The organism is Acuticoccus kalidii, assembly GCF_021556395.1.
Lineage (GTDB): Bacteria > Pseudomonadota > Alphaproteobacteria > Rhizobiales > Amorphaceae > Acuticoccus > Acuticoccus kalidii.
In genome coordinates, this window is sequence record NZ_JAKGCS010000008.1 from 17,594 (window position 1) to 42,448 (window position 24,855).

22 protein-coding genes are annotated in these 24,855 nt (G+C 66.8%); 9 read left to right on the forward strand and 13 right to left on the reverse strand.

Annotated features, from left to right (window positions below; genetic code table 11):
• Positions 1-43: 43 nt before the first annotated feature.
• From L1787_RS04570 to L1787_RS04585, 4 genes are read right to left on the reverse strand one after another with little or no spacing between them, the layout of a single operon-like run.
• The gene (locus L1787_RS04570) at positions 44-1,321 is read right to left on the reverse strand and encodes an ArgE/DapE family deacylase (RefSeq protein ID WP_235707356.1); all 1,278 of its coding nucleotides are present in this window, start codon (positions 1,319-1,321) and stop codon (positions 44-46) included.
• The gene (locus L1787_RS04575) at positions 1,318-2,940 is read right to left on the reverse strand and encodes an ABC transporter ATP-binding protein (RefSeq protein ID WP_235707357.1); all 1,623 of its coding nucleotides are present in this window, start codon (positions 2,938-2,940) and stop codon (positions 1,318-1,320) included. Before L1787_RS04575 ends, L1787_RS04570 begins: the two co-directional genes overlap by 4 nt.
• Before the next feature lie 4 nt (positions 2,941-2,944).
• Complete coding sequence (locus L1787_RS04580) at positions 2,945-3,820, reverse strand: ABC transporter permease (RefSeq protein WP_235707358.1); 876 nt, start codon at positions 3,818-3,820, stop codon at positions 2,945-2,947.
• On the reverse strand, positions 3,817-4,788 hold the full coding sequence (locus L1787_RS04585; protein ID WP_235707553.1) for an ABC transporter permease: 972 nt from the start codon (positions 4,786-4,788) through the stop codon (positions 3,817-3,819). The genes L1787_RS04580 and L1787_RS04585 overlap by 4 nt, the downstream gene beginning before the upstream one ends.
• A gap of 534 nt (positions 4,789-5,322) precedes the next feature.
• Here L1787_RS04585 and L1787_RS04590 point away from each other — a divergent pair.
• Positions 5,323-6,468: a sensor histidine kinase gene (locus L1787_RS04590; RefSeq protein WP_235707359.1), complete on the forward strand. Its 1,146-nt coding sequence runs from the start codon at positions 5,323-5,325 to the stop codon at positions 6,466-6,468.
• Between the two features lie 3 nt (positions 6,469-6,471).
• Here L1787_RS04590 and L1787_RS04595 read toward each other — a convergent pair whose 3' ends face one another.
• The 6 genes from L1787_RS04595 to L1787_RS04620 all read right to left on the reverse strand — a co-directional run bounded on the left by L1787_RS04595 (position 6,472) and on the right by L1787_RS04620 (position 12,707).
• Positions 6,472-7,314, reverse strand: coding sequence for a GNAT family N-acetyltransferase (locus tag L1787_RS04595; protein WP_235707360.1), 843 nt, complete (start codon positions 7,312-7,314; stop codon positions 6,472-6,474).
• Between the two features lie 3 nt (positions 7,315-7,317).
• Positions 7,318-8,742, reverse strand: a complete 1,425-nt coding sequence (locus L1787_RS04600; RefSeq protein WP_235707361.1) for an enolase C-terminal domain-like protein — start codon at positions 8,740-8,742, stop codon at positions 7,318-7,320.
• Between the two features lie 28 nt (positions 8,743-8,770).
• Positions 8,771-10,273 (reverse strand): tripartite tricarboxylate transporter permease, encoded by a 1,503-nt coding sequence (locus L1787_RS04605; protein ID WP_235707362.1) that lies wholly within the window; start codon positions 10,271-10,273, stop codon positions 8,771-8,773.
• Complete coding sequence (locus L1787_RS04610) at positions 10,270-10,737, reverse strand: tripartite tricarboxylate transporter TctB family protein (protein WP_235707363.1); 468 nt, start codon at positions 10,735-10,737, stop codon at positions 10,270-10,272. The genes L1787_RS04605 and L1787_RS04610 overlap by 4 nt, the downstream gene beginning before the upstream one ends.
• A gap of 93 nt (positions 10,738-10,830) precedes the next feature.
• Positions 10,831-11,832 (reverse strand): Bug family tripartite tricarboxylate transporter substrate binding protein, encoded by a 1,002-nt coding sequence (locus tag L1787_RS04615; RefSeq protein WP_235707364.1) that lies wholly within the window; start codon positions 11,830-11,832, stop codon positions 10,831-10,833.
• Between the two features lie 71 nt (positions 11,833-11,903).
• On the reverse strand, positions 11,904-12,707 hold the full coding sequence (locus L1787_RS04620) for an ABC transporter ATP-binding protein (protein ID WP_235707554.1): 804 nt from the start codon (positions 12,705-12,707) through the stop codon (positions 11,904-11,906).
• A 214-nt stretch (positions 12,708-12,921) separates the two neighbouring features.
• Here L1787_RS04620 and L1787_RS04625 point away from each other — a divergent pair, with 214 nt between their 5' ends.
• Entirely contained in the window at positions 12,922-13,917 is a 996-nt protein-coding gene (locus L1787_RS04625; protein ID WP_235707365.1) for an ABC transporter substrate-binding protein, read from the forward strand.
• Positions 13,918-13,960: 43 nt separating this feature from the next.
• On the opposite strand, the gene L1787_RS04630 is transcribed toward L1787_RS04625, so the two are convergent.
• From L1787_RS04630 to L1787_RS04640, 3 genes are all read right to left on the reverse strand, one after another.
• Complete coding sequence (locus tag L1787_RS04630) at positions 13,961-15,019, reverse strand: NAD-dependent epimerase/dehydratase family protein (protein WP_235707366.1); 1,059 nt, start codon at positions 15,017-15,019, stop codon at positions 13,961-13,963.
• 103 nt (positions 15,020-15,122) lie between these two features.
• Positions 15,123-15,722, reverse strand: coding sequence for a TetR/AcrR family transcriptional regulator (locus L1787_RS04635; protein ID WP_235707367.1), 600 nt, complete (start codon positions 15,720-15,722; stop codon positions 15,123-15,125).
• 52 nt (positions 15,723-15,774) lie between these two features.
• Entirely contained in the window at positions 15,775-16,524 is a 750-nt protein-coding gene (locus L1787_RS04640; protein ID WP_235707368.1) for an ABC transporter permease, read from the reverse strand.
• A gap of 185 nt (positions 16,525-16,709) precedes the next feature.
• Here L1787_RS04640 and L1787_RS04645 point away from each other — a divergent pair, with 185 nt between their 5' ends.
• The 7 genes from L1787_RS04645 to L1787_RS04675 all read left to right on the forward strand — a co-directional run bounded on the left by L1787_RS04645 (position 16,710) and on the right by L1787_RS04675 (position 24,803).
• Complete coding sequence (locus L1787_RS04645; protein WP_235707369.1) at positions 16,710-17,735, forward strand: cobalamin-independent methionine synthase II family protein; 1,026 nt, start codon at positions 16,710-16,712, stop codon at positions 17,733-17,735.
• A gap of 262 nt (positions 17,736-17,997) precedes the next feature.
• Positions 17,998-18,723, forward strand: a complete 726-nt coding sequence (locus L1787_RS04650; RefSeq protein ID WP_235707370.1) for a sulfite exporter TauE/SafE family protein — start codon at positions 17,998-18,000, stop codon at positions 18,721-18,723.
• A gap of 30 nt (positions 18,724-18,753) precedes the next feature.
• Complete coding sequence (locus tag L1787_RS04655) at positions 18,754-19,971, forward strand: M24 family metallopeptidase (RefSeq protein WP_235707371.1); 1,218 nt, start codon at positions 18,754-18,756, stop codon at positions 19,969-19,971.
• A 392-nt stretch (positions 19,972-20,363) separates the two neighbouring features.
• On the forward strand, positions 20,364-21,599 hold the full coding sequence (locus L1787_RS04660; RefSeq protein ID WP_235707372.1) for a metal-dependent hydrolase family protein: 1,236 nt from the start codon (positions 20,364-20,366) through the stop codon (positions 21,597-21,599).
• A gap of 40 nt (positions 21,600-21,639) precedes the next feature.
• Entirely contained in the window at positions 21,640-22,884 is a 1,245-nt protein-coding gene (locus L1787_RS04665; protein ID WP_235707373.1) for a metal-dependent hydrolase family protein, read from the forward strand.
• Positions 22,881-23,735 (forward strand): ABC transporter permease, encoded by an 855-nt coding sequence (locus tag L1787_RS04670; protein ID WP_235707374.1) that lies wholly within the window; start codon positions 22,881-22,883, stop codon positions 23,733-23,735. Before L1787_RS04665 ends, L1787_RS04670 begins: the two co-directional genes overlap by 4 nt.
• On the forward strand, positions 23,736-24,803 hold the full coding sequence (locus L1787_RS04675) for an ABC transporter ATP-binding protein (RefSeq protein ID WP_235707375.1): 1,068 nt from the start codon (positions 23,736-23,738) through the stop codon (positions 24,801-24,803).
• Positions 24,804-24,855: the final 52 nt, after the last annotated feature.

Consider the following 24,855-nt stretch of genomic DNA (forward strand, 5'->3'; position numbering starts at 1 on the left):
AAACCGATCATCGGGCCGGTAAAGCTGCGGCGCCAGGCCGCGCTCAGTCGATCGGCTCGACGCCGCACCATTCGGCGATGAAAAGCGCGATGGCCCCCGTCACCCGTTGGAGCGAGGACAGGCTCACCCGCTCGTCGAATCCGTGCACATTGTCGGAGTGGGGGCCGTAAACGAGGCAGGGGATTCCCTGGTAGATCACGAAAACGCGACCATCGAGATAGGCCGGCGTCACGTAGCTTTCGAGCGGATGACGGTGCGCTGCGAGGTGCGCCCGCGCGAGCGTCGCCTCCGCCTCCGATCCCTCTTCGAGAACATAGCCCTCGGCAAAGAAACCGTTCCATTCGATCGTCGGCGGCGCGTTGGCGAGGAAGCGGTCGGCGCGGGCGGCCTCGGCGACGGCGGTTTCGATCTCGGCCGCCGCGTCGGCGGGGGAGACGCCGGGATAGATCGCGATCCGGCAGTCGATCGTGCACCAGGCGGGGACGGAGGAGGCCCAGTCGCCGCCCTCGATCTTGCCGATATTGAGGTTGATCGGGTGGTCGAGCGCCTCGAAATGACGATGCGCGCCGCGCGCGTCGTTCCACCGGGCCTCGAGCGCGCGAAGGGCGGCAATGATGCCATAGGTCGCCTCGATCGCGTTCGCCCCGGCGTCGGCAACGCGGGCGTGGACCGGAAGGCCGGTGACGCGGATCTTGAACCACAGCACGCCGACATTGGCGCGCACGAGCTTCTCTTCCACCGGCTCGGGGATGATCGCCGCATCCGCCCGGAAGCCGCGCACCATGCAGGCGAGGGCGCCATTGCCGGTGCATTCCTCCTCGCTGACGGATTGAATGTGCACGGTGGCGGCCGGTTGCAGGCCGATCCGGCGGAGCGCGTCGAGCGCGGCGAGGTTCGCGGTGATCCCGGCTTTCATGTCCCCGGAGCCACGGCCATAGAGCCAATCGCCGTCGCGTTTGGCCGAATAAGGCGGGTCCGACCACATCTCCATTGGGCCGATCGGCACGACGTCCATATGGCCGTTGAGGATCAGGGAGCGGCCTTTCTCCTCGCGCGGGCGGTGCGTCGCGACCACGTTGACGACGTTGGAATAATCGACCGTGACCGGAGAAAAGCCCGGATGATCGCGGATGAGGTCGAGATCGATCGGGAAAATCTCGGTCGGATAGCCGCGCGCGCGGGTCGCCCGCGCGAACGCCTCCTGCGCGCTCGCCTCCTCCCCGCGCTGGGAGGGGATCGTGACGAGATCCTGAAGGAAGGCGACCTGTTCCTCGAACCCGTCGGCGACGGCTTGGAGGATCGCGTGCTCGCGCGGCTTCATGCGCTGGCCGCCGTCGTCGCCGCGCCGCTCCAGCGCGCGCCGGGGACGGCGGCGAGAAGGCGCTGCGTATAAGGATCCTGGGGTCGCAAGAACACCTCCTCCGCCGGGCCCATCTCGACGAGTTTGCCCTGCTGCATCACCGCGATCCTGTCACAGAGTTGCGCCGCGACGCGCAGATCGTGCGTGATGAAGAGGATCGAGAGCCCGAATCGCTCGCGCAGATCGCGCAGAAGGTCGAGGATCTGCGCCTGGATCGACACGTCGAGCGCCGACACAGCCTCGTCCGCGATGATGAGTTCGGGCCGCATGGCGAGCGCCCGGGCGATGCCGATCCGCTGGCGCTGGCCGCCGGAGAATTCGTGCGGATAGCGGTCTGCCGCGCTCGCATCGAGCCCCACGGTCTCGAGCAGCCGGCGTGCGTCGGCAAGCGCCTCCTTGCGCGGCGTTCCCATCGCGACCGGGCCTTGCGTGATCGCCGCCGCGACGCGGGTGCGCGGGTTGAGCGAGGCGTAAGGGTCCTGGAACACCATCTGCGCCCGTCGCCGTGCCTTGCGCAGCCCGGCGGCGTCGAGCGTGGTGATCTCCTGCCCGTCGATGGTGATCGAGCCGCCATCGGGCTCGACGAGCCGGACGATCGAGCGGCCGACGGTCGATTTGCCGGAGCCCGATTCGCCGACGAGGCCGAGGATCTCGCCCTTCGCGATCGTGAAGGAGACGTCGTCGACCGCCTTCACCACGCGCCGCTTGGCAAAGAGGCTTCGTTTTCCGCCGAACGTCTTCGTCAGCCCGTCGACCGCGAGCATCGGCGTCTCGCGCGGGGCGGCAGCGGCGGGCACGACGTCGGAGGGGACGGCCTCCAACAGGCGCTTGGTGTAGTCGTGCCGCGGCGCGTTGAGGACGGTTGCGGCGTCGCCCGCCTCGACGATCTCGCCATAACGCATGACGATGACGCGCGTCGCGATCTCCGCGACCACGCCGAAATCGTGGGTGATGAACATCACCGCCATGCCGTGCCGGCGCTGAAGATCGTTGATGAGGCTGAGGATCTGCGCCTGTGTGGTGACGTCGAGCGCGGTGGTGGGCTCGTCGGCGATCAGGAGATCGGGCTCGAGGGCAAGCGCCATCGCGATCATCGCCCGCTGGCGCTGCCCGCCGGAGAGCTGGAAGGGATAGGCGCGCACGATCGCCTCCGGGTCGGGAAGGCCGACCTCGGTCGCGAGCGCGACGGCCTTCGCCCGCCGCTGGCGCGGGGTGAGGGCGCCGTGCGCATCATAGACTTCGGCGATCTGGTCGCCGATGCGCATCAACGGGTTGAGCGCGGTCATCGGCTCCTGGAAGATCATCGCGATCCGGTCGCCCCGCAGGGCCTGGCGGGCCCGCTCGGGAAGGGCGAAGAGGTCCTTTCCGTCGAACATCGCGCGGCCGTTCTCGACCGCCACGAGGTCCGGCAACAGCCCCATCACGGCATTGGCCGCCATCGATTTGCCCGACCCCGATTCGCCGACGACGCACAGGATTTCTCCCGCCTCGATGGTGAACGAGACGTCCTTCACCGCATGGCGCCGATCGGCCCCTTTCGGCAGGCCGATGGTGAGATGTTCGACTGAAAGGACGCTCATCGGCTCACCGGCCCTTGCGCGCGAGGCGCGGGTTGAGCGCGTCGTTGAGACCCTCGCCGATCAGGTTGAGGGCGAGGACGGTGACGAGAATGCACACGCCTGGAAAGAAAGAGAGCCACCACGCATTGCGGATCACCGTGCGGGCGGCGCCGATCATATAGCCCCAACTCATGATGTTCGGATCGCCGAGGCCGAGAAAAGAGAGGGAGCTTTCGAGGAGGATCGCCGTCGCCACCATCAGCGAGGCCATCACGATGATGGGGCTCATCGCGTTCGGCAGGATCTGCCGTGTCAGGATGTGAAGGTGCGAGAGCCCGGCGAGCCGTGCCGCCTCGACGAATTCGCGGCTCTTGAGGCTCATCACCTCGGCGCGGACGAGGCGGGCCACCGGCGGCCAGGAGACGATCGCGATCGCCGCGACGATCGAGGAGAGAGAAGGCTGGAAGATCGCAACGAGCACGATCGCGAGAGCGAAGCTCGGGATCGTCTGGAAGAACTCGGTGATGCGCATCAAAATGTCGTCGACGAGACCGCCATAATAGCCAGCCGCCGCGCCGAGCGGCACGCCGATCGCCAGCGAGAACAGCGTCGAGATCAGCCCCACCACCAGCGAGACGCGCGCGCCATAGGCAAGGCCCGCGGCGACATTGCGGCCGAGCGTGTCCGTCCCGAGGGGCAATCCCTCCACTTGGAACGGCTCCAGGAAAGGTCGCTGCACCATTTTCCACGGGCTGTCGGGGAACATCACGTTCGCGAACACCGCGACCGCGATGACGACGAGAAGCACGAGGAGGCCGAACACCGCGCCGCGATTGCGCGCGAAGCGGAACCAGAAGTCCAACGCCGGATGGCGGGCGGGCGCCGTCGCGGCGAGCGTCATGCGTTCGCTCCGATGCGCGGGTCGATGAGGGTGTAGATCACGTCGGTGATGATGTTGAAGATGATCACCACCGCCGCCGAAATGAGGAGAATGCCGAGAAGCAGATTATAGTCGCGCTGGGCGAGCGCCTCGAACATCAGACGGCCGATGCCGGGCCAGGCGAACACCGTTTCGGTGAGCACCGCCCCGCCGACGAGCTGGCCCGCTTGCAGGCCGGCGAGCGTCACCACCGGCAGGAGCGCGTTGCGCAGGATATGTCGGCGCTGCACCCGGCTCGGCGACAGGCCCTTGGCGCGCGCCGTCTTCACGAAGTCCATGCGCGAGACTTCGAGCATCGAGGCGCGCGTCATGCGCATGTAGATCGCCGTGAAGAAGAGGCCGAGCGTCAGCGCCGGCAGGACGAGGTGTTTGGCGACGTCGGCGACATGGGGGAGCCCCGTATATCCGGCGCCGATCGTCTCGTACCCGTAGCCGGGCAGCCAGCCGAGTTGGACGGAGAAGAGCAGGACCGCCATCAGCGCCACCCAGTAGAGCGGCGTCGCATAGAAGAGGAGCGACAGGGAGGTGACGAAGCTGTCGGTCCAAGTGCCCTGACGGGCCGCGGCGACGACGCCGAGCACGACGCCGAGCGTCAGCGAGATGACGAAGGCGGTCATCGTGAGGATGAGCGTTGCGGGCAGGCGGGCGAGAATGAGGTCGAGCACCGGCTGCTGCTGGCGGTAGGAATAGCCGAGATCGAGCTGGATGACGCCTTTCAGATAGGTCCAGAGCTGGACCGGGAAGGGCTCGTTGAGGCCGAACCGGTCGCGAAGCTGTTCGATGAAGATCTCATCGGCGGCGCCCGCCTCGCCAGCCATCACGGCGGCAGGATCGCCGGGCGCCGCGTGAATGAGGAGAAAGTTCGCCACGACGATCAAGAGCAGCACGATGACCGCTTTCACGAGCCGCGCCGCGATTAACGTGAGGATGCGCAAAAGGCGGAACCCCCTCCGAGCCTTGTCTTCGGTATCGATCGCGGCATGCGTTGCAAACACCGTGCCGAGCGACCCTTCGTTGTGGTGAGGGTGGCCCGCGCGGCCGTTCCCGTCAATGACGAAGGGTTGCGCCGTCCCCGGCCGAACGGGGTGAGGTTGTGTCGGGCGGCTGTCGCGGCAATCTCCACGCCAGCTTCGCGTGTCACTACCGCATAGGACGATGATCCGGAGCAACCGCTCATGATCGAGTGCGTCCTAAAGCTGGGAGAGTATCCGATGGTGCCAATCGACGGCGTGCGGCCACTGTCGCAAACGTCCGAATGGAGCGGTGGAACCGAACGGGAGTTGCGCAGGCTGCACGGCCCGCCGGCCTCTCTTTCCGTTGGAAGCCAAGACGGTCTTTATGATGATGCGGCAACGCCGGATCGCGCACGCTCTCGTCCGGCCGAACGCGGTCGGCCGCCCCTGAAACTCCTCGAGCGGGACACGCGTCCGTCGATCCCGCCGCGCAGCCGGGATGCGTGGGACATGGACGACACCGCCACCGCCACACCGAAATGGATGCTCGCCGTCACGCGCGACGACGAGCCCCGTTTCGACAACGACCTCACCGCCGAAGCGCTGAAGAAGCTCGATGTCGGTGCGTTGATCGTGGGCCGTGCGGGTGAGATCGCGTTCGCCAATGACAGCGCGCGTCGGGATTTCGGATGCGCCGCGCCGGGCGGGCACGGGCAGGGCGATTTCGTCTCCCTTTGGGCCGATGGCGAGGCGACCGTGTGGGAGGCGATGGCGGAGATCGCCGCGGCCTCGTCATGGCATCCGTTCGCTTTGACGCCGATCGCCGGCAACGGCGCGGGTACCCCGATCCCGCTGCACGGCCAGGCGATCCGCATCCGCACGTCCGAGGCGAACGTCATCTATCTCCTCATCGTCCAGGACGACGAGCGGGGGGCGCGCGCCACCGAGAACCGCCAGCTCGTCGGCAGACTGACGGAGGAACTCGAAAAGGGCGCGCGGACCGAACAGACGCTGAAGGATCTGCTCGCCCAGCAAGCGAACCTCAATCGCGAGCTCGTCCACCGCTCGAAGAACAATCTCGCCCTTCTCGTCTCCCTGCTGCGCGCGACGCGGCGGGAGGCGAAGGAAGCCGTCGTCGACGAGGCGATGACCGAGTTCGAGCGCCGCCTCATCTCCGTCGCCGCGATCCATGACGTTCTCGACGGCAACCAGCAGACCGAGAGCGTTCGGGCCGATCAGCTCATCGACAGGATCTGCGATTCGGTCGCCGCCTCGCTGGCCCCGCCCAATGTGAGTCTGTCACGCGCGTTGGAGCCGACCGAGCTCCTCGTCGCCGAGGCGACCCCGCTCGGTCTCATCGTCAACGAGTTCGTGACCAACGCGTTGAAACACGCCTTTCCCGGCGGCCGGCAAGGCACGGTGCTGGTATCCTTGCGGCATCTCGAAGACGGGCGGATCGAGGCGGTCGTCTCCGACGACGGGACCGGCCGCGACGCGGAGCCCGCGCCGCGTCAGTCGGGGCCGGCGCCGATCGGCGGGTCGGGTCTCGGTATTGTCGGCGCGTTGATCAAACAGCTCGACGCCGAAACGACGCGTACCGTCGCCGATGGCACCATTTGCCGCCTCGTTTTCCGTCCCGCAGCCGGGCTCGGATAGGGGTCAGCCGAGCTCCGGTCCGGCGATCGCCACGATTTCCGGCGCATCTCGGACCCGTCCCTCGGTGTCGCCATAGGCCATGCGCTCGAACCGGCGCTGCACCGCGAAGCCGCGCCGGGTGAGGCTTTCGCCGACCGCCTCGTGCCGATCCATCACGTCGACGAAGACCGGCCCATCGATCCGGCTCAAGGCGGTGGAAAGGAGCGCCGCGGCGTCGGCCTCCCGATCGGCGACGAGCGGACCGATCTGCGTCGCCCGCGTCCCGTTCCGGCCGATCACGTAGCCGGTGATGCGGCCGTTCTCGCGGGCGACCGCCGCGAACGTCGTCGAACGAGCCAGCAAAGCGGCGAGAATCGTCCCGCGCTCGACGCCGAAATATTGCGCGTCATAGGCAATGATCGCGGCGAGATCATCGCCCGTCGCCGGAACGATGTAGGAGGGCGACACGCCGTCCTCGCGTCCGCCGATACCCTCATAGCGCGTCGCGTCGCACACCCGTGTGAACCCCATCCGCCGATAGACCTCGCGGCCCGCCGGCGTCGCATCGAGAGCGGGCACGCGGCCCGCTTCGCGATGCGCGGCGACCGCCCATTCCATCAAGGTCCGCGCATGGCCCCGGCGCCGTTCCGATTGCGCCACGAAGACCATCGAGATCCAGCCGAAGCCCTCATAGGGGACGATGGCGGCGGTGGCGATCAGCCGGTCCGTGACAATCCCGACCCCACGGCCCGCCGACAGCATCAGCGCCCAATCGGCCGCGGTCTGGTTCCATCCGGCCTCGGCCGAGAATGCGAGACATGCGGGAATATCGGCCGGGCCGAGGGGAGTGGGTGCGGACGTCGCCATGGTTCACGCCGCGTAGGTCATCGGCTTCAGCGCGGCGAAGTCGGGCTCGGCGCCGCCCGCGAGGCCCGGCTGGTCGAGCGAGGCGATCGAGATCTGTCCCTGCTCGATCCGCACGCGGACCGCGCCGTGCGTGTTGTTGTAAAGGTCTGGATGGGCGGCGAGAAAGTTCGACTGCTCGGCGGGCGAGGCGGCGCTCATCCCGTTCACATAATGGTGCCCGTTCCGCTCGACGTCGGTGCAGCCGATCAGCGTCGCGAGGGCGAGATCCTGCTCGACCGCCGTGCCCGCCTGGGTCGTCAGATCCTCCGCCGACATGAAATAACGCGGCTCGCCCGCCGCGTGGTTCCACATCGTGCACCGCGCCCGGTTGAGGAGCGAGCGGTAGACGCCTTTGCACGATTTGGACGACACGCCGCGGTAGCCGAGCGCCTTGGCGCGGACAAAGGCGTCGAGCGTCGCGTCCGATTCGTCGATTTCGACCGGCTTCTCGTTGGACAGATCCGAAATGTTCGCCTCGAACGCCTTCGCCCGCGCAATCGGCTGCTCGATGAAGACGATCGCCTCAGCAAGGCGCGCGAGCGCCGGGGTCGCCTCGATCCGGCGCCAGAGCTCGAGAACGCCGCCGACGTCGCGATATTGCTCGTTCCCGTCGAGCGTCGCGCGGTAGCTCGGCAGATGATCGAGCGCCGCGGCGATCGCCGTCAGCCGCTCGATATCGGCCTCGAGATCCCCCCCGACCTTGAGCTTGAAATGGGTGACGCCATAGGTCGCGATCACCTCCTCGAGCGTCTCGGGCAGCCCGTCATCGACGCGCTTGTCGGCGGGAAGGTCCGCCGCCGTGATCGGATCGACGAGGCCGACCGTGTGCCGCGCGTGGATCGTCCCGGCCGGCGAGAGCGTGGCGAGGAAGGCGTCGAGGTCGAAATCGCCAAGGTCCGGCGTCAGCGCTGCGGTGAGGCCGAAGCGGTTCGCGCGCGCTGCCGTGAAGATCGAGATCCGCTCGGCCTTGCACATGGCGTCGAGGATCGCCCGGTCGAGCAGCGCCTTGCCGAACGAGGCGACGAGCGGGGGAAGGCCCGCCCGCTCGTTCGCCTCCCGTATCGCCGCGTCGGATTGGACGTGGATGCCGAACGCGGTGTCGCGATCGGCCGCCTCATAGGCCTCGCGCGCGATCGCGAGGGAGCGGCGGAGCTGGTCGAAATTGCCCTCGTTGGAAAGGTCCGGCGACTTGTCGAACCATTTCGGGGCGAGAAGCTCGGACGAGATGCCGCTTGCCTCCCGCCCGTCGGCGAAGCGGATCCTCGCGCGGACATAGGTCTGCGGGGCCTTCGTCATCGTGACGACGCCGAAGCGAAAGGGCATCCGCATCGTCACGTCGCGCTCGAAGAAGTCGACCCCTTCGAGGCTGAGAAGCGGGCGGTCGGTCATGGCATCGTCTCCAGAGGCGGGGGGCGAATCAGCTTCGCCGAAATAGGCGCGCGACGGCGCGGCGCACGGGACCTATCCCCCAAAGGATGGTCACGAGCGTGAGGGCGGCAAGGACGCCCGAGATCGGACGGGTGACGAACGGCTCGAACGAGCCGTCCGACAGCACCATGCCGCGCCTGAAATTCTTGTCGAGAATGTCGCCGAGCACGATACCGAGAACAAGCGGCGCCATCGGATAGTTCATTTGCCGCAGGATGAAACCGAAGACGCCAAAGCCGAGCATCACCCAGATGTCGAACACCCGGCTCGCGATCGCGAACGAGCCGACGACACACAGGACGAACACGATCGGCATCAGATATTCGCGCGGCACCCTGAGGACGAAGAGCATCGGCTTTGTGAGCGCGAGACCGAGCAGGAGAATCGCGACGGAAGCCCAGAAGACCATCGCCGCCACTTCGAAGATGAAGCCGGGATTCTCGATCATGATGAGCGGCCCCGGCCGCACGCCATGGATGAACATCGCCGCGAGGAGCACCGCGGCGGGCGCCGAGCCGGGCACCGCGAGCGTCAGAACCGGGATGATCGCGCCCGGGACGGCGGCGTTGTTGCCGGTCTCGGCGGCGAGGAGGCCGGCGGTGTTGCCGCTGCCGAAGGTCTCCGGCTCGCGGCTCGCCCGCCGCGCGGCGGCATAGGAGACCCACGCGCCCATATCCTCGCCGACACCCGGAATGATCCCCATCACCGTGCCGAGGACGCCGGAGCGCAGCACCAGCCACCAGCGCGACAGGACGGTGCGAAGGCGCGGCAGGACGCGGCCGCCATAGTCGCGCACGGTCTGATAAGCGGGCTGCTTCATCACCGACAAAAGCTCGGCGAAGCCGAACGCGCCGACGAGCGCCGGCAGGAGCCCGAAGCCGCCCGCGAGATCCACCGAGCCGTAGGAAAAGCGCTGATAGGCGTGGATCCCCTCCTGCCCGACCTGGGCGAGGAGAAGGCCGAGAAAGCCCGCGACCCAGCCTTTGATCGGATCGTCCATCGCCGTCAGCCGGCCGGAGATCACGACGCCGAACACGGCGAGCCAGAAGAACTCATAGGATTGGAAGCGAAGCCCGAACTCGGCGAGTTGCGGGGCGATCAGAGCGAGGAGCACCAGCCCGACACAGCCGCCGAGAAAAGAGCCCACCGTCGCGAGCCCCATCGCCTCCCCGGCGCGGCCCTGGCGGGCGAGGGGAAAGCCGTCGAGGCTCGATGCGGCGTTCGCCGGGGTGCCCGGAATGTTGAGGAGGATCGCCGTGCGGCTCCCGCCATAGATCGCCCCGACATACATCGAGATGAGGATCAGGATCGCGTCTTCCGGGGCCATGCGGAAGGTGAGCGTCGTGAGGAGCGCGATGCCGAGCGTCGCCGTCAGCCCCGGCAGCATCCCGACCGTCATGCCGAGAAGCGTCGCCCAGAGGACGGAAAGGAGGCTCGACGGCGCGGCGAGGGCGACGATCGCGGCGCCGAGGTCGATGAGCTGATCGATCACGGAAGGCGCACCAGGAAGATCTTTTCAAAGAGAAACGTGACGAGGACGGCGGTGCCGACCGCGAGCGCCAGCGCCATCATCAGCATCCGCGCCGCCGAGGCTCGCCCCCAGGAGAAGGCGGCGACGAAGAGGAAGACGAAGATCCCCGTCGCCGCCATGAACGGCATCCGTCCGACGAGCCCCGCCGCATAAAGGAGGCAGAGCCCCAGCGCGAGCGCGAGGCGGCCCCAACCGCCTTCGGCCTCGCCGGCGACGGGCGCGGCCCGCACGCTGCGCGCGAAAAGGGCGATGCCGAGCCCGGTGAGGATCACGCCGAGAAGGCCCGGCGTCAGACCGGGCGCGCTCATCGGGTCGACGCCGAGCTCCTGCAATCGGGGCATCCGCACCGATTCCACGATCACCGCCACACCGAGCACGGTGAGGAGCATCGAGAAGACGAAATCCGCGCGGGGTGTCGATGACATGCTGTTCGGACGGCTGCGAAGGGACCGGGGTTAAACCGCGACGGCGCGCGCGGGAGCGAAGCCGGACCGCGCCGGAGCGCGGCCCGGCATCGATCAGGGTTTCGGAATGCCGAGCTCGTCCGGCGACATCTTCGTGCGGCCCGCCGCATCGAAGGACCAGGCGTCCGCCTGGATCTCCGGCCAGACGCGCTCGCGCGCCTCGTCGCCCGCGGCGGGGGTGAAGAGCGCCCCCTTCTCGAGCGCATATTTGCGCAAGGGTTCGGCGTTCGGGATCACCTCGGCCCAGATCTGGTCGAATGTCGCGATCACCTCCTCCGGCGTGCCCTCGACGGGAATGAAGATGCCGAAGGCGGTGGAGAGGATCGGCAGCTTTTCCTCGACGAAATCGGTGATCGGCGGCACGGTCCCATAGCCGTCGATCTCGAGCGGCTGATCGGCGAGCACGGCGAGCGGACGAAGGCGCCCGGCGCGGACCATCTCGGCCTGCTCGGAGGCGAGCTGTGTCGTTGCTTCCGCCTCGCCCGAGACGGTCGCGACCACGGCCGGATTGCCGCCATCATACGTGACGTGTTTGTAGCTTCCGCCGACGGCACCCTTCAGCGCTTCGGCCGCGGCGTGGCCGGAGGAGCCGGCGCCGGCGGTCGCGATCGTCACCGAGCCGTCTTTCATCGCGGCGACGAAGTCGTCCATCGTCTCGTAAGGGGCGTTCGGATTGACCGCGACGAGGGGGACGTTGGTCACGGTGTTGTAAAGCCGCCAATCGTCGACCCACGTGTCCCACTGGCCGAGGAGCTTGTAGGTGCCGAGCTGCTTGGGCGCGCCGGCGGCCCAGGTGTAGCCGTCATGGTCGGCCTCGAAGGCGTTCTTCTTGCCGATCGCGCCCGATGCACCGGGCTGATTGACGATGACGACGCGCTGGCCGAGCGCGTCTTCCAGAACGCCGGCGGTGACGCGCGACACCTGATCCGTCGCCCCGCCCGCGCCCCAAGGCACGATGATCGTGATCGGCTTGTCCGGCGTCCAGGGATAGTCGTCCGCGAGCGCGGGTGCCGTGAGGACGGCGAGCGCCGCGGCGGCGAGGGTCAATCTCTTCATCCGTAATCCTCCCTTCGATGGCGGCGCCTCCCATTGTGTTTGTTGTGGGGGAGGGCCGCATGTGATCCGCGCTAATCCATGCCGAGCAGGTGGTAGATTCGTTGTGCGTACGCGCCGAATTCGGGCGACTGGCGCATGTCGAGCCGGCGGGGATAGGGCAGATCGATCGCGAAATAGTCCGCCATCCGCGCCGGGCCTGAGGTGAGGACCGCACAGTGCGAGCCCATCAACACGGCCTCCTGGATCGAGTGGGTGACGAAGAGGATCGTCTTCCCGCTCTCTCCCCAGATCCTCAGAAGTTCGAGATTCATCCGCTCGCGCGTCAACGCGTCGAGCGCGCCGAACGGCTCGTCCATCAGGACGAGCTTCGGATCGTGGACGAGCGCGCGGGCGATCGCCGCGCGCTGCTGCATTCCACCCGATAATTCGTAAGGTTTCTTCGCCTCGAAGCCTTCGAGGCCGACGAGCTTGAGGAGATCGCGCGCCCGCTCCCGCGCCGGCTTCATCGGAAGCCCCAGGATTTCGGCCGGCAGGAGCACGTTGTCGATGATCGTGCGCCACTTCAAAAGAAGCGGCTGCTGAAACACCATGCCGACGTCGCGGCCCGGCGTGAACGGGTGCTCGCCATCGCCGATATCGACCCGCCCGCCATCATGGGTGTGAAGATCGGCGAGGATCTTGAGGACGGTGGTCTTGCCGCAACCCGACGGTCCGACCAGCGAGACGAGCTCGCCCTGCGCGACCTCCATCGTCACGTCGGAGACGGCGACGAATTCGTCCGCGCCGGTGCGATAGACCTTCCGCACCTTGTCGAGCCGGATGAAGGGGGGCTTGCCCGCCGCGGCGGTCGCTTCGGTGCCGCGCGGCGCGGCCATGGCGTCAACGGCCATGTCGGGCTCCCGCGTCGATCAAGAAAAATGGCATGATCGACGGGTGTTCGCCGGCGGAAAAATTTTGCCAGATCTCAGCCGGGATCATGTGATTGACAGCTAGGACCACTAATCGCACCTTGGGTAACTAAGCGGTTACATTGTCCGAACTCGCGCGCGTCGTCAATTGCGCGAGACGGGCACAGTGGGAGGGGAAATCATGAAGCGTCGAGTGTTGGCCGCCGGTTTTGCGGCTTTGTTGATGGTTCCGGCCGCCCATGCGGCGGATGAGGTCGAGATCGATTTCGTCCTCAACTGGGTCGCCGGCGGCGATCACGCGCCATATTACTACGCCAAGGCGCAAGGATGGTACGAAGAGGCGGGCATCGACCTGTCGATCGAGCAGGGCAAGGGCTCGCAAATGGCGGCCCAGCGCACCGGCATCGGCCGCTCCCAGCTCGGCCTCGCCGACCTCGGGACCGCTTTGATCGCCAAGGGCAAGGGCGCCGACTTCGTCGCGGTGATGAACATCTACGCCAATTCGCCCTACGGCATGTATTGGCTGAAGTCCTCGGGCATCAAGGACGTGAAGGATTTCCCCGGCCACTCGATTGGCAACCCGCCCTCCGACGCGGCGCGGGCGATGTGGCCGGCGCTCGCCAAGGCGGTCGGCATCGAGCCGGTTTCGGTGAAATGGGTGAACGTGCAGCCGAACGCCAAGCTCGCCGGCCTCAAGTCCGGCGCGTTCGACATCACCACGTCGTTCTACAACATCCATCATATCTTCCAGCGTGAGCTGGGCGACGACATGGGATTCTTCGCCTGGAAGGAATACGGCATCAACCCGTATGGCAATTCGATCATCGTCAATGGCGCCTTCCTCGAAGAGCACCCGGAGGCGGTCGAGAATTTCGTCCACGTCACGCAGCGCGCGTTCAAGCAATGCGTCGAGACGCCGGAGCCGTGCGTCGACGCGCTGGTCGCCGCCAATTCCGGTCTGCAAAAGGACAACGAGATGCAGAACTGGGCGCTCGTCGTCGAGCTGCTGACGGATGAGACGTCAACCACCAAGGGTCTCGGCTATTTCGACGAGGGCCGCCTTCAGGACGACTACAAGCTCACCGAGACCTATTTCGAGCTCGACGAACCGTTCGACATCATGGACGCGGTGACGAACAAGTTCATCGACACATCGATCACGGTGCCGACCAACTGAGCGGACGATCGCACGCCCCGGATCGTCGGTCCGGGGCGTCACCTCAGAATTTCCCGTCGCGGACCTGAAAGCCCGTCGGCTTGCCGAGCGAGGGCAGGTCGCGGGCGATCCAGTCGGCCTGCCAATCGATGAGCCGTTCGAGGGACACGACCGGCCGTCCGAAGAGACGCTCCGCGAGCGCCGGATTGTTGAGCCACGCCGTCTCCGCCTCGGTTCCGACGATCGTCGCGCGTGTGCCGAAGCGTTCGGCGAAGGCTTCGGCGAGAGCGCGGATCGACAAGGTGCCGGGGCCGGTGACGTTGAGCGGGCTCGTCGGACGCGTCGCGACCTTGAGGGCGCGCAGGATCTGGCTGTTCGCATCGCCCTGCCAGATGACGTTGGCGTGGCCCATCCGCACGTCGACCGGCGCGCCGTCATGCACTGCGCGCGCGATGTCGTGGAGCACGCCATAGCGCATGTCGATCGCGTAATTGAGGCGGATGAGGCGGCCGGGCGTGCCATGCGTCAGCGATCCGTGCTCGAACATCCGCTCGCGGGCGAGGCACGACCACGCATATTCCCCCGGCGGCGGGCCGACCGGCGTCTCCTCCGTCGGTCCGCCGCTGTCGACGGGGACGAAGGGATAGACGCACCCTGTCGACAAAGCGACGATGCGCGCGTTTTGATAGCGCTTGGCGACATGCGCGGGGACGAGAGCGTTCATCGCCCAGGTCATCGCCGCATTGCTGTCGGCTCCGAACTTGAAGCCTGCCATGTAGACGACGTTCGCCGCATCCGGCAGCCGCGCGAGCGCCACCTCGTCGAGGAGGTCGGCGGCGATGCAGTCGACCCCGTGGGCCGATAGGGCGTCGATCAAAGCGGGATTGGAAAAGCGTGCGACCGCGATCACCCTCTTGTCCGGCGCAGCGCGCTTGGCGAGGCGGGTGAGGGTCGGGCCCATTTTCCCGCCCGCGCCGAGGACGATGATATCGCCAGGCACCGCGGCGAGATCGTCGACAAGGGCGGGTGAGGGCCGGGTCATCAGCTCTTCGAGCGCGTCGACATCGTCGATCCGGTCCGGCAGGTCGGCGGCATCGAGCAGGCGGTCGGCAGCGTCCGTCATCGGCGTCGTCTCCCACGAAGCGTGCGGCGGACGGGCCGACGGTCTTCGCGCCGCTAAGCCTTCGCCGGTGTTTCAACCATATGGTTACATCCGATCCGCGAGGTCAAGCGGCCGGCCCCGTCGACGGGTCGGCGGCGACGGTCGCATAGAGCATCGCCTCGATGTGGGCGCGCCAGGCCTCGCGCGCGGCGTCCGCCGCGAGATCGCGGCCGAAATAGATCGACAATGTGGGCGTGTTGCCGATGTAGAGATAGACGAGCGCGATCACGGTGATGTGGAGCGTCACCGGGTCGAGGTTCGGCTTGAAGACGCCTTCGGCCGCTCCGCGCTGCAAGAGCGCTTCGAGCTTATGGACGAGAGGTCGCTTGATCCCCCGCATCCGCGTCGACTTCGCGAGATGGGTGCCGCGGTGCAAATTCTCGTTGTTGAGGATCGCGATCGCGTCAGGATGCTCGAGATAGTAGCCCCAGACGAAGCCGACGAACTGGCCGAGCGCCTCGCGCGGCGTGCCGGTCAGCTCCAGCGTCTCGCTGGCGTCCGACAGCTCGTCGTAGATCATTTCGAGGACGGCGAGGAAGAGGCCCTCTTTGTCCCCGTAATAATAGTAGATCATCCGCTTGTTGACGCCCGAGGCGGCGGCGATCGTGTCGATCCGCGCGCCGCCGAACCCTTCGCGGGCGAAAGCCTCCCGCGCGGCTTTCATGATGAAGCCGCGTGTGCGTTCCGGGTCGCGGGTCTGCGGACGGGGCCGGGGCTCAGGCGTGGCTGACACGGCTGTCGCGCGAGACGGTGACATATTCGAGGAGCTGGACGAGGCCATAAAGCACGACGCCAATCATCGTGATGAGAAGGACGGCCATGAACATCGCGGCCGTGTCGAGCGTCACCTGGACCTGCAGCATCAGATAGCCGAGCCCAGAATCGGACGCGATGAATTCGCCGACGATCGCACCCGCGACCGCCAGAACCGTCGCGACCTTCATACCGGAAAAGATATAGGGCAGTGCACCCGGAAGTTGGATCTTCGTAAAAATTTGCCAACGCGACCCCTTCAGCGCGCGCACGAGGTCGAGAAGGTCGGGCTCGACCTCACGCAGGCCCCGCGCGGTGGTGAGGAGGATCGGCAGGACCGAGATCGCGAACACGATGAGGACGTTCGGGGTGAAGCCGTAGGAAAACCAAACGATGAACAACGGGCCGAGCGCGACCTTCGGAATCATGTTGAGGCTGATCATCAGCGGCATCACCGCCTGGTCGAGAATCCGCGACCAGGAGCACAACAGCGCGACGCCCACCCCGAAGACGACCGAGATCGCGTAGCCGGTCAGGATCTCGCCCGCCGTGACCATGGTGTTGTTCACCCAGTCATAGCTCTCCCACAGCGAGGCGAAGGTCGCGACCGGGCTCGGCATGACATAGGCCGGGACCTCGCCGAGCACGACCCAAAGCTGCCAGGCGACGAGCACCGCCCCATGCGCCGCGATCGGGATCCAGTGGCGCTTCATCCAGCCGGCAATGCCGGCCCCTCCCGCCGGCGCCGGGGCGCGCGCGACGCGCGTTTCAGTCGAGGACGTTTCCGATGCCGTGGGGGCATGTTGCGACATGATCGAGGTGCCCTTATGGTTATTAACTAAATCGATAATTCCTGCCGGCCCCGTTCGGGTCAAGTGCAGCAACGAGGGAGCGAACGATGACGACGCCCGGCATTCTCACGACCGTCGTGGGATCCTATCCCATTCCGGACTGGCTTGCCGCCTCGCCCAGCGAGCAGGCGGTGATAGACGCGACCCGCGTCGTCCTTGCAACCCAGGAGCGCGCCGGCATCGACGTCGTGTGCGACGGGGAACTCTACCGCTTCGACGTCAACCATCCCGAGACCAACGGGATGATCGAGTATTTCGTGCAGCCGATGGCGGGTGTGCGCACGGCGCTCACCTTCGCGGAAATTCAATCCTTTCGCGAGCAGCAGGGCATGGCCTTCCGCACGCGGCCGGCCGGCATCGTCGACGGGCCGATCTCCGGTGGAACGCTCGACCTGCCGGCGGCGTGTTCGCGCGCCAAGGCGCTCGCATCGAAGACGTTCAAGTTCACGCTGACCGGCCCGCATATGCTCGCAAAGACGCTGTCGGACCGGCATTATGGATCGACGCCGAAGCTCGCGATGGCGATCGCCGAAGCGCTCGCCGAGCAGGTCGCTTTTTGCGACGCCGAGATCGTGCAGATCGACGAGGCGAACCTGCCCGGCCATCCCGATGAATGGGAGTGGGCGGCCGAGGCGTGCAATATCGTGCTCTCCGCGGTGAAGACGACGCCCGCGATCCATCTCTGTTTCGGCAATTATGGCGGGCAGAGCGTCCAAAAAGGGACGTGGGACAAGCTGATCGGTTTCCTCAACGCGTTGAAGGTCGATCACATCGTCATGGAGATGGCGCACCGTCCGGCCGAGGAGGTGACGGCCTTTCGCGGCCTGAGGCCCGAAATCGGCCTCGGTCTCGGGGTCGTGGACGTCAAGCGGACCGAGGTCGAGAGCGCCGACCAGATCGCCCGCGGCATCGAGCGCGCGGCCGGTCTGCTCGGCGAGGGGCGCATCCGCTATATCCATCCCGATTGCGGCTTCTGGATGCTGAAGCGCTCGATCGCCGACGCCAAGATCCGCGCCCTCGTCGAGGGCCGCGACCTCTACGAGGCCCGCACGCCGGCCGCCGCGGCCTCCTGAGCGGAGCCGAGCCGCCGCGCCGCCTCCGATGGCGGCGTGGCGCGGGACGACACTCCCGTTCGGCCGATCGCCATGGCCGTTGCCGGAAACGATGTGCCGACCACGCCGGCGTTCGCTGAGTGGACGCCGCCCGTTCGGTCATGACGGGCGGCCCGGCTTATATGCCTCGTGCCGCGACTGCGATAGAGCGACGGGGGGATTGGATTGATCCAGCGCGCCGACGGGACCTCTCGGCCTCTGACGCGTGCCGGGGGAGGTTTCGATGGAATTCGTGGCGGCGGGGGCGATCGTGTTCGTCGCCGCGTTCGTCCGAGGGGCGACGGGGTTCGGGTTCGCCCTCGTCACCGTGCCGCTTCTGACGCTCTTTTGGTCGCCTCTCTTTGCGACGAGCGTCGCGATCCTGCTCGATCTCGTCGCCTCCGGTGTCCTCCTGCGCTCCGGCCTTCTCGCTGACCTTCGCCGGCGCGACACCATTCTCGTCGCGATCGGTGCGCTGGCGGGCGCGCCGGTGGGGGTCTTCGCGATCGCCCACCTCCCGGCCGAGCCCGCGGCGATCGCGCTCAATATCGCGGTCCTCCTCTCCGCCCTCGCGGCGCTCACGCGGATCCGTTGGGAGGGCATCGACCGGCCGGCGGTGGTCGTCGCCGTCGGCGCGGCGACCGGGCTCCTCGTCGGCGCCTTCGCCATCGGCGGGACGCTTCTCGTCGCCTGGCTCGTCGCCGCACGGCGCACGCCCAACGAGATCCGCGTGCTCCTCGCGGTCATCTTCGCCGCCGTCGGCGTCCTCGCGCTCGCCATGCGGGTCTCGCTCGGCGCGTTTCCGTCCGGTGCGTTGACGCAGGCGCTTTTTCTTGCGCCGATCACCGCGCTCGGGATTCTCGCGGGGCATCACGCGGTCCGTTTCATCCACCCGGAAATGTGGAAGCGGGGCGTCGCCGTGGTCCTGATCATGCTTGCGCTGTTGGGACTGGTGGCCGCCATCACCTGATGCGGCCGTTGAGAAAGAGGGGACGGCCTCATGACGATCGGAGTGGGCGGCTCGGACGCGCAGACGGAACTCGCCAGGATGGCGGACATGACGGAGGGCATCGCCCCGATCGACAATACGGAACGCTTCGATCGGATCACCCGCGCCCAGGCGCTGATGCGCGAGCAAGGGATCAGCGCACTTTATCTCGATACGTCCGTCAATCTCGCTTACTTCACCGGCCTTTCTTTGAAGCCGACCGAACGGCTTCACGGCGCGATCCTGCCCGTCGAGGGCCCCGTCACCTATCTGAGCCCCGCCTTCGAGGAGCCGAAGACGCGCTCGATGCTGAAATTCGGCGACGATATCCGCTGTTGGGAGGAGCACGAGGATCCGACCGCGCTCGTCGCCGACACGATCGCGAGCCTCGGCTATCCCTCCGGCACGGTGGCGGTGGACCCGGCGACACCCTTCTTCACGTTCGACGGGCTGCGCCGCGCCGGCAACCGCTATGATTTCGCAAACGGCGCATCGATCACCGGGGCTTGCCGCATGGTGAAGTCGCCGGCCGAGATCGCCCTCTTGCGGGCCGCGAACGCGGTGACGCTCGAGGTGCACAAGGCGGCGGCGCGGATCATGCGCCAAGGCATCACCACGACCGAGGTGCAGGCCTTCGTGGTCGCCGCGCACAAAAAGCTCGGCGCCACCCATCCGCCGGGTATGCCGCTCGTATTGTTCGGGGAGGCCTCGGCCTATCCGCACGGCGTCGACTATCCGCAGACCCTCGAAGAGGGCGACATGGTGCTCCTCGATCTCGGCGCCTTCGTCGGCGGCTATCGCTCCGACATCACGCGCTCCTACGTCTTCGGCGAGCCGAATGCACGCCAGCGACAGGTGTGGGATCTGGAAAAGGAGGCGCAGGCCGCCGGCTTCGCCGCCGCGGTCGTCGGCGCGCCGTGCGAGGATGTCGACAATGCGGCGCGGGGGACGATCGAATCGGCCGGCTTTGCGAAGGATTACGGCCTTCCCGGCCTGCCGCATCGGACCGGCCACGGGATCGGCGTCGAGGTGCACGAAGAAAGCTACATGGTGCGAGGCAACAAGCGCCCGATGGCCGCCGGCATGTGCTTCTCGGTCGAGCCGACGGTGTGCATCTATGGCGAATTCGGCATCCGCCTCGAAGACTGCGCCTATCTGACGGAAAACGGGCCGCGCTGGTTCACCGGGCCGTGCCACAGCGTCGACGATCCGTTCGGCGTCGAAGCCTGATTGAATCGCTTCAATTCCGCGAAATGGTCCGCGTGCCTCGATCGGGCGCGCGGCCTGACGGCGGGTGTGCGGAATGACGCCGCGCAATGCCGACGGTCGATGCACCCACAGGTCGCATTTTGTGCTTAGAATGACGCTTTCTCGATGTCACCCGGCGTCTTGAGGCCATTTACTACGGATCGGTGGAACGATTGAGCGGTGGATCTACATCGTGGCCGGTCTGAATATCGCTTTGAAAGCAAAGACTCCGGTCTCGTCTCGGCGCCATCTCCCGACCTGTTGGTACGTTGCTTGCTTTTCCGTCGACGAGGATCGCGCGAACGGGAGCCGCCGCGCGCTCGGCGTACGATAGGGACCATTTCTTCGCCGCACGTCGCATCAAGGAGACGTTCTTGGGCCAGTTTCTCTTCAAAAATTTCGCGATGCTGGATCCGGCTGAGGACGAGATTCGCGGCGGTCACGAACTTCTCGTCGAGGACACGCTGATCCGCGAGGTGTCCGACCGCCCGATCACCGCGCCCGAGGCGACCGTCATCGACTGCGCGGGCGGCACGTTGATGCCCGGCCTCATCGACTGCCATGTCCACGTCGTCCTCAGCGAAGTCTATATCCGCCAGCTCGAGAATATCCCGCTCACGCTGATGACGGCGCAGACGATGGTCGCGATGCGCGAGATGCTCGATCGCGGCTTCACCACGGTGCGCGACACTGGCGGCGCCGATTGGGGCATCAAGGCGGCCGTCGAGCAGGGCTATATCACCGGCCCGCGCCTCTTCATCGCGGGCCGCGCGATCGGGCCGACCGGCGGCCATTCCGACAGCCGCCGCCGCACCGACCCCGGCGCGCTCTGCCCCTGTTGCAACGCGCTCGCCTTCACGATGGGCCTCGCCGATGGCAAGGCGGAGGTGATGAAGGCCGTGCGCGAGGAGATGCGTCAGGGCTGCGACCACGTGAAGATCATGATGTCGGGCGGCGTCGCATCGCCTTACGACCCGCTCGATTCGTTGCAATTCTCGCCCGGCGAGGTGAAAGCGGCGGTCGAGGAGGCGAATGCCTTCGGCCGCTATGTCTGCGCCCATGCCTATTCGCCCGAGGCGATCACCCGCGCGGCGCACGCCGGTGTGCGAACGATCGAGCACGGCAATCTGATCGACGAGCCGGCCGCCGCCCTGATGGCGGAAAAGGACATGTTCCTCGTCGCCAATCTCGTCGCGTATTATGCGATGAAGGAGCGGGCGTCGGACTATGGCATGTCCGGCGAGATGCTGGAAAAGAACGACGTCGTCATCGAAGGCGGGCTCCGCTCGCTCGAGATCTGCAAGCGCGCCGGCGTCCCCGTCGCCTATGGCAGCGATCTTCTCGGCCAGCTCCGCGTCGACCAGAGCCGCGAGTTTCAGCTCCGCAGCAACGTCGTCCCCGCGATCGACATTATCCGCTCGGCGACGACCATCGCCGCGAAGGTGCTGCGCCACGAGGGCAAGCTCGGCTGTCTCGCCCCCGGCGCCTTCGCCGACCTTCTCGTGATCGACGGCAACCCGCTCGACAATCTGGAACTCTTCGGCGGGCAGGGCCGGCACATGACCCTCATCATGAAGGACGGCGCCGTGCACAAGAAGACGCTTCATTGATGTCCGCCCTCATCCCCCACGTCTCGCCGGGAGCGCGGCCATGACCGACATGCTGCTGTTCCGCAATCTTCGCCTCCTCGACCCGGCGTTCGACGAACCGCACGGCGGCTATGAGGTCCTCGTCGAGGGCGAGAGGATCCGCGAGGTGTCCGAGACGCCGATCACCAGCGCGGCGACACCCATCGATTGCGGCGGGCGCGTCCTGATGCCCGGCCTCATCGACTGCCACGTCCATTCGATGCACTCCGAAGTCTATATGCGCCGGATGGAGGACGTGCCGCTCACCCTCGCGGCCGCCCGCGGTGCCCGGCGGCTCAAGGAGATGATCGATCGCGGCTTCACCACCGTCCGCGACACCGGCGGCACCGATTGGGGCATGAAGACCGCCGTCGAGACCGGCCTCATTCCCGGCCCGCGCCTCTTCATCGCCGGCCGCTCGATCGGCCCGACCGGCGGCCACAGCGATGGTCGGGCTCGCACCAATGCCGGCTTCGACTGCCCGTGCTGCAACGGCCAGGCCTATCTGCGCGTCGTCGCCGATGGCGAGGACGACGTGCGCAAGGTGGTGCGCGAGCAGATGCGCCAGGGCTGCGATCACGTGAAGATCATGGTCTCCGGCGGGGTCGCCTCGCCGAACGATCCACTCGATTCGCTGCAATTCTCGATCGAGGAGATCGAGGCGGCGGTGGAGGAGGCGGAGGCGTTCGGCCGCTATGTCCTTGCCCATGCCTATGCCGCCGAGGCGATCACCCGCGCCGTCGCCCATGGTGTCAGAACGATCGAGCACGGCAACCTGATCGACGAGCCGGCCGCGAAGCTGATGGCCGAGAAGGGCGCCTATCTCGTCGCCAATCTCGTCGCCTATGTCGCGATGAAGGAGCGCGCCGCCGCGTTCGGAATGCCGCCGGTGATGCTCGAAAAGAACGACATGGTGCTCGAAGGCGGCTACCGCTCGCTCGAGATCTGCAAGGCAGCCGGGGTGAAGGTCGCCTATGGCTCGGACCTTCTCGGCGCGCTCGCCGAGGATCAGAGCCGCGAATTCTCGATCCGCTGCGAGGTGCAGAGCCCCATCGAGGTGATCCGCGCCGCGACCACGATCGCTGCCGAAGTCGTCCGCCGCCCCGGCCGGCTCGGCACGATCGCGCCGGACGCATGGGCCGACATCATCGTCGTCGACGACGATCCTCTCGAGGACATCACGCGTCTCGAAGGGCAGGGCGTCCATCTCGCCGCCATCATGAAGGGCGGGCGCTTTCACAAGAACCGCCTCGGGGGCGCGGTTTGAGCCTCGCGCGGAGCGACGCGCCCGCGGCAGGGGGGCTCCTGCCGGATCGGTGGCGGCTCGGCCGCTGGCTGTTCAAGGGTGTCGCGCTCGTCGCGTTCCTCTACATCCTGACGCCGCTGATCTTCATCACCTGGCTGTCATTTTATGCGCAGGAGATTCCGTCTTATCCGCCGGAAGGCTATTCGCTGAACTGGTACGGCCAGGCGCTCAACAACGAGCGTTTCCTCAAGGCGTTCCTGCTCAGCGCGCAACTCGGCGTCGTCGCGACCCTCATCGGCCTCGCCGTCGCGCTGCCCGCCTCGCTCGGCATCGTGCGATTGCGCTTCCGGGGGCGGGGGACGGTGAACAATCTCCTTCTGATGCCGCTCATCGTGCCCGGCATCGTTCTCGGCTTCGCGCTCTATGTCTTCCAGGTGGAGATCGCGATCGCGACGAGCTGGCCGATCCTCGGCTCGTTCGGCGGCCTCGTGTTCGGTCACGTCCTCCTCGTCATCCCGTGGACGGTCCGGCTCATCACCGCGAGCCTCGTGGGCTTCGACAGGACGCTCGAAGAAGCGGCCCAGAATCTCGGCGCAAACCGCTTCACGACGTTTCGCCGGGTGACGATGCCGGCGATCTTGCCCGGTATCGTGGCCGGCGCGCTCTTCGGCTTCGTGTCCTCCTTCGGCAATCTCGAGATGAGCCTCTTCCTCGTCGGTCCGGGGCGCACGACCCTGCCGATCGCGATCCTCCAATATCTCCAATGGAAGATCGATCCGACGATCGCCGCGGTCTCGGTCTTGCAGATCGCGATCATCGCCGTCGCGATGCTGGTGACGGATCGTTTCGTGAAAATCTCGCGGGTGGTGTAGATGGCGCGTCTCGAACTCGACGGTGTCTCCAAGCATTATGGCGACTTCTACGCCGCGCGCGAGGTGACGCTCGATGTGGCGGAAGGCGAGTTCCTCGTCCTCCTCGGCCCGTCCGGCTGCGGCAAGACGACGACCTTGCGCGCCATCGCGGGGTTCGTGGAGCCGTCCGCCGGAACGGTGCGGATCGGCGGCAAGGACGTGACGCGCCTGCCGCCCTGGAAGCGCAATACCGGCCTCGTCTTCCAGAATTACGCGCTCTTTCCGCACCTGACGGTCGCCCAGAACGTCGCCTTCGGGCTCGAGATGCGGAAGGTCTCGAAGGCGGATGCGGCGACGAAGGTGAACGAGGCTCTCCGCCTCGTTCGGCTCGATCATCTCGGCGACCGCCTGCCGCGCCAGCTTTCGGGCGGCCAACAACAGCGCGTGGCGCTCGCCCGCGCGCTCGTCTTCCGGCCGGACGTCCTCCTTCTCGACGAGCCGCTCTCGAACCTCGACGCCAAGCTGCGCAACGAGGTGCGCGTCGAAATCCGCAGTCTCCAGCAGCGCCTCGGCATCACCACGGTGATGGTGACGCACGACCAGGAAGAGGCGCTGACGATGGCCGACCGGCTCGTCGTCATGAGCGAAGGCAAGGTGCGCCAGGTCGGCTCCCAGCGCGATCTTTATGAGCGCCCCGCCGACCGCTTCGTCGCCGGCTTTGTCGGCCGGTCGAGCTTCCTCGAAGGGCACATGAGCGGCGACACGCTGACGACGCCGGGCGGTCTCGCCATCAAGTGCGCCCGCAAGATCGCGGGCGAGGCGGTCGTCGCGCTGCGGCCCGAGCGGGTTTTCGTCGGCACCGAGCCGGTCACGACCGCGGACAACAGCTTTCCGGGTGAAGTCGAGTTCGTCTCCTATATGGGCGGCCTCATCGACATCCATGTGCGCCTCAGCGAGCACGACCAGGTGATCGCGCAGGTGCCGAACCACGACGGAAGCGTGCTTCCGGCCGTGGGCGACCGGGTCCACGTCGGATGGGCCCCGACCTCGGCGGTCTTCCCGGCCGAGCACAACGGAATGGACGGCTAATCGAGACGGTTGAAGCACGGCGGAATGGACCGCCGACCTCAAAAGAGGATGG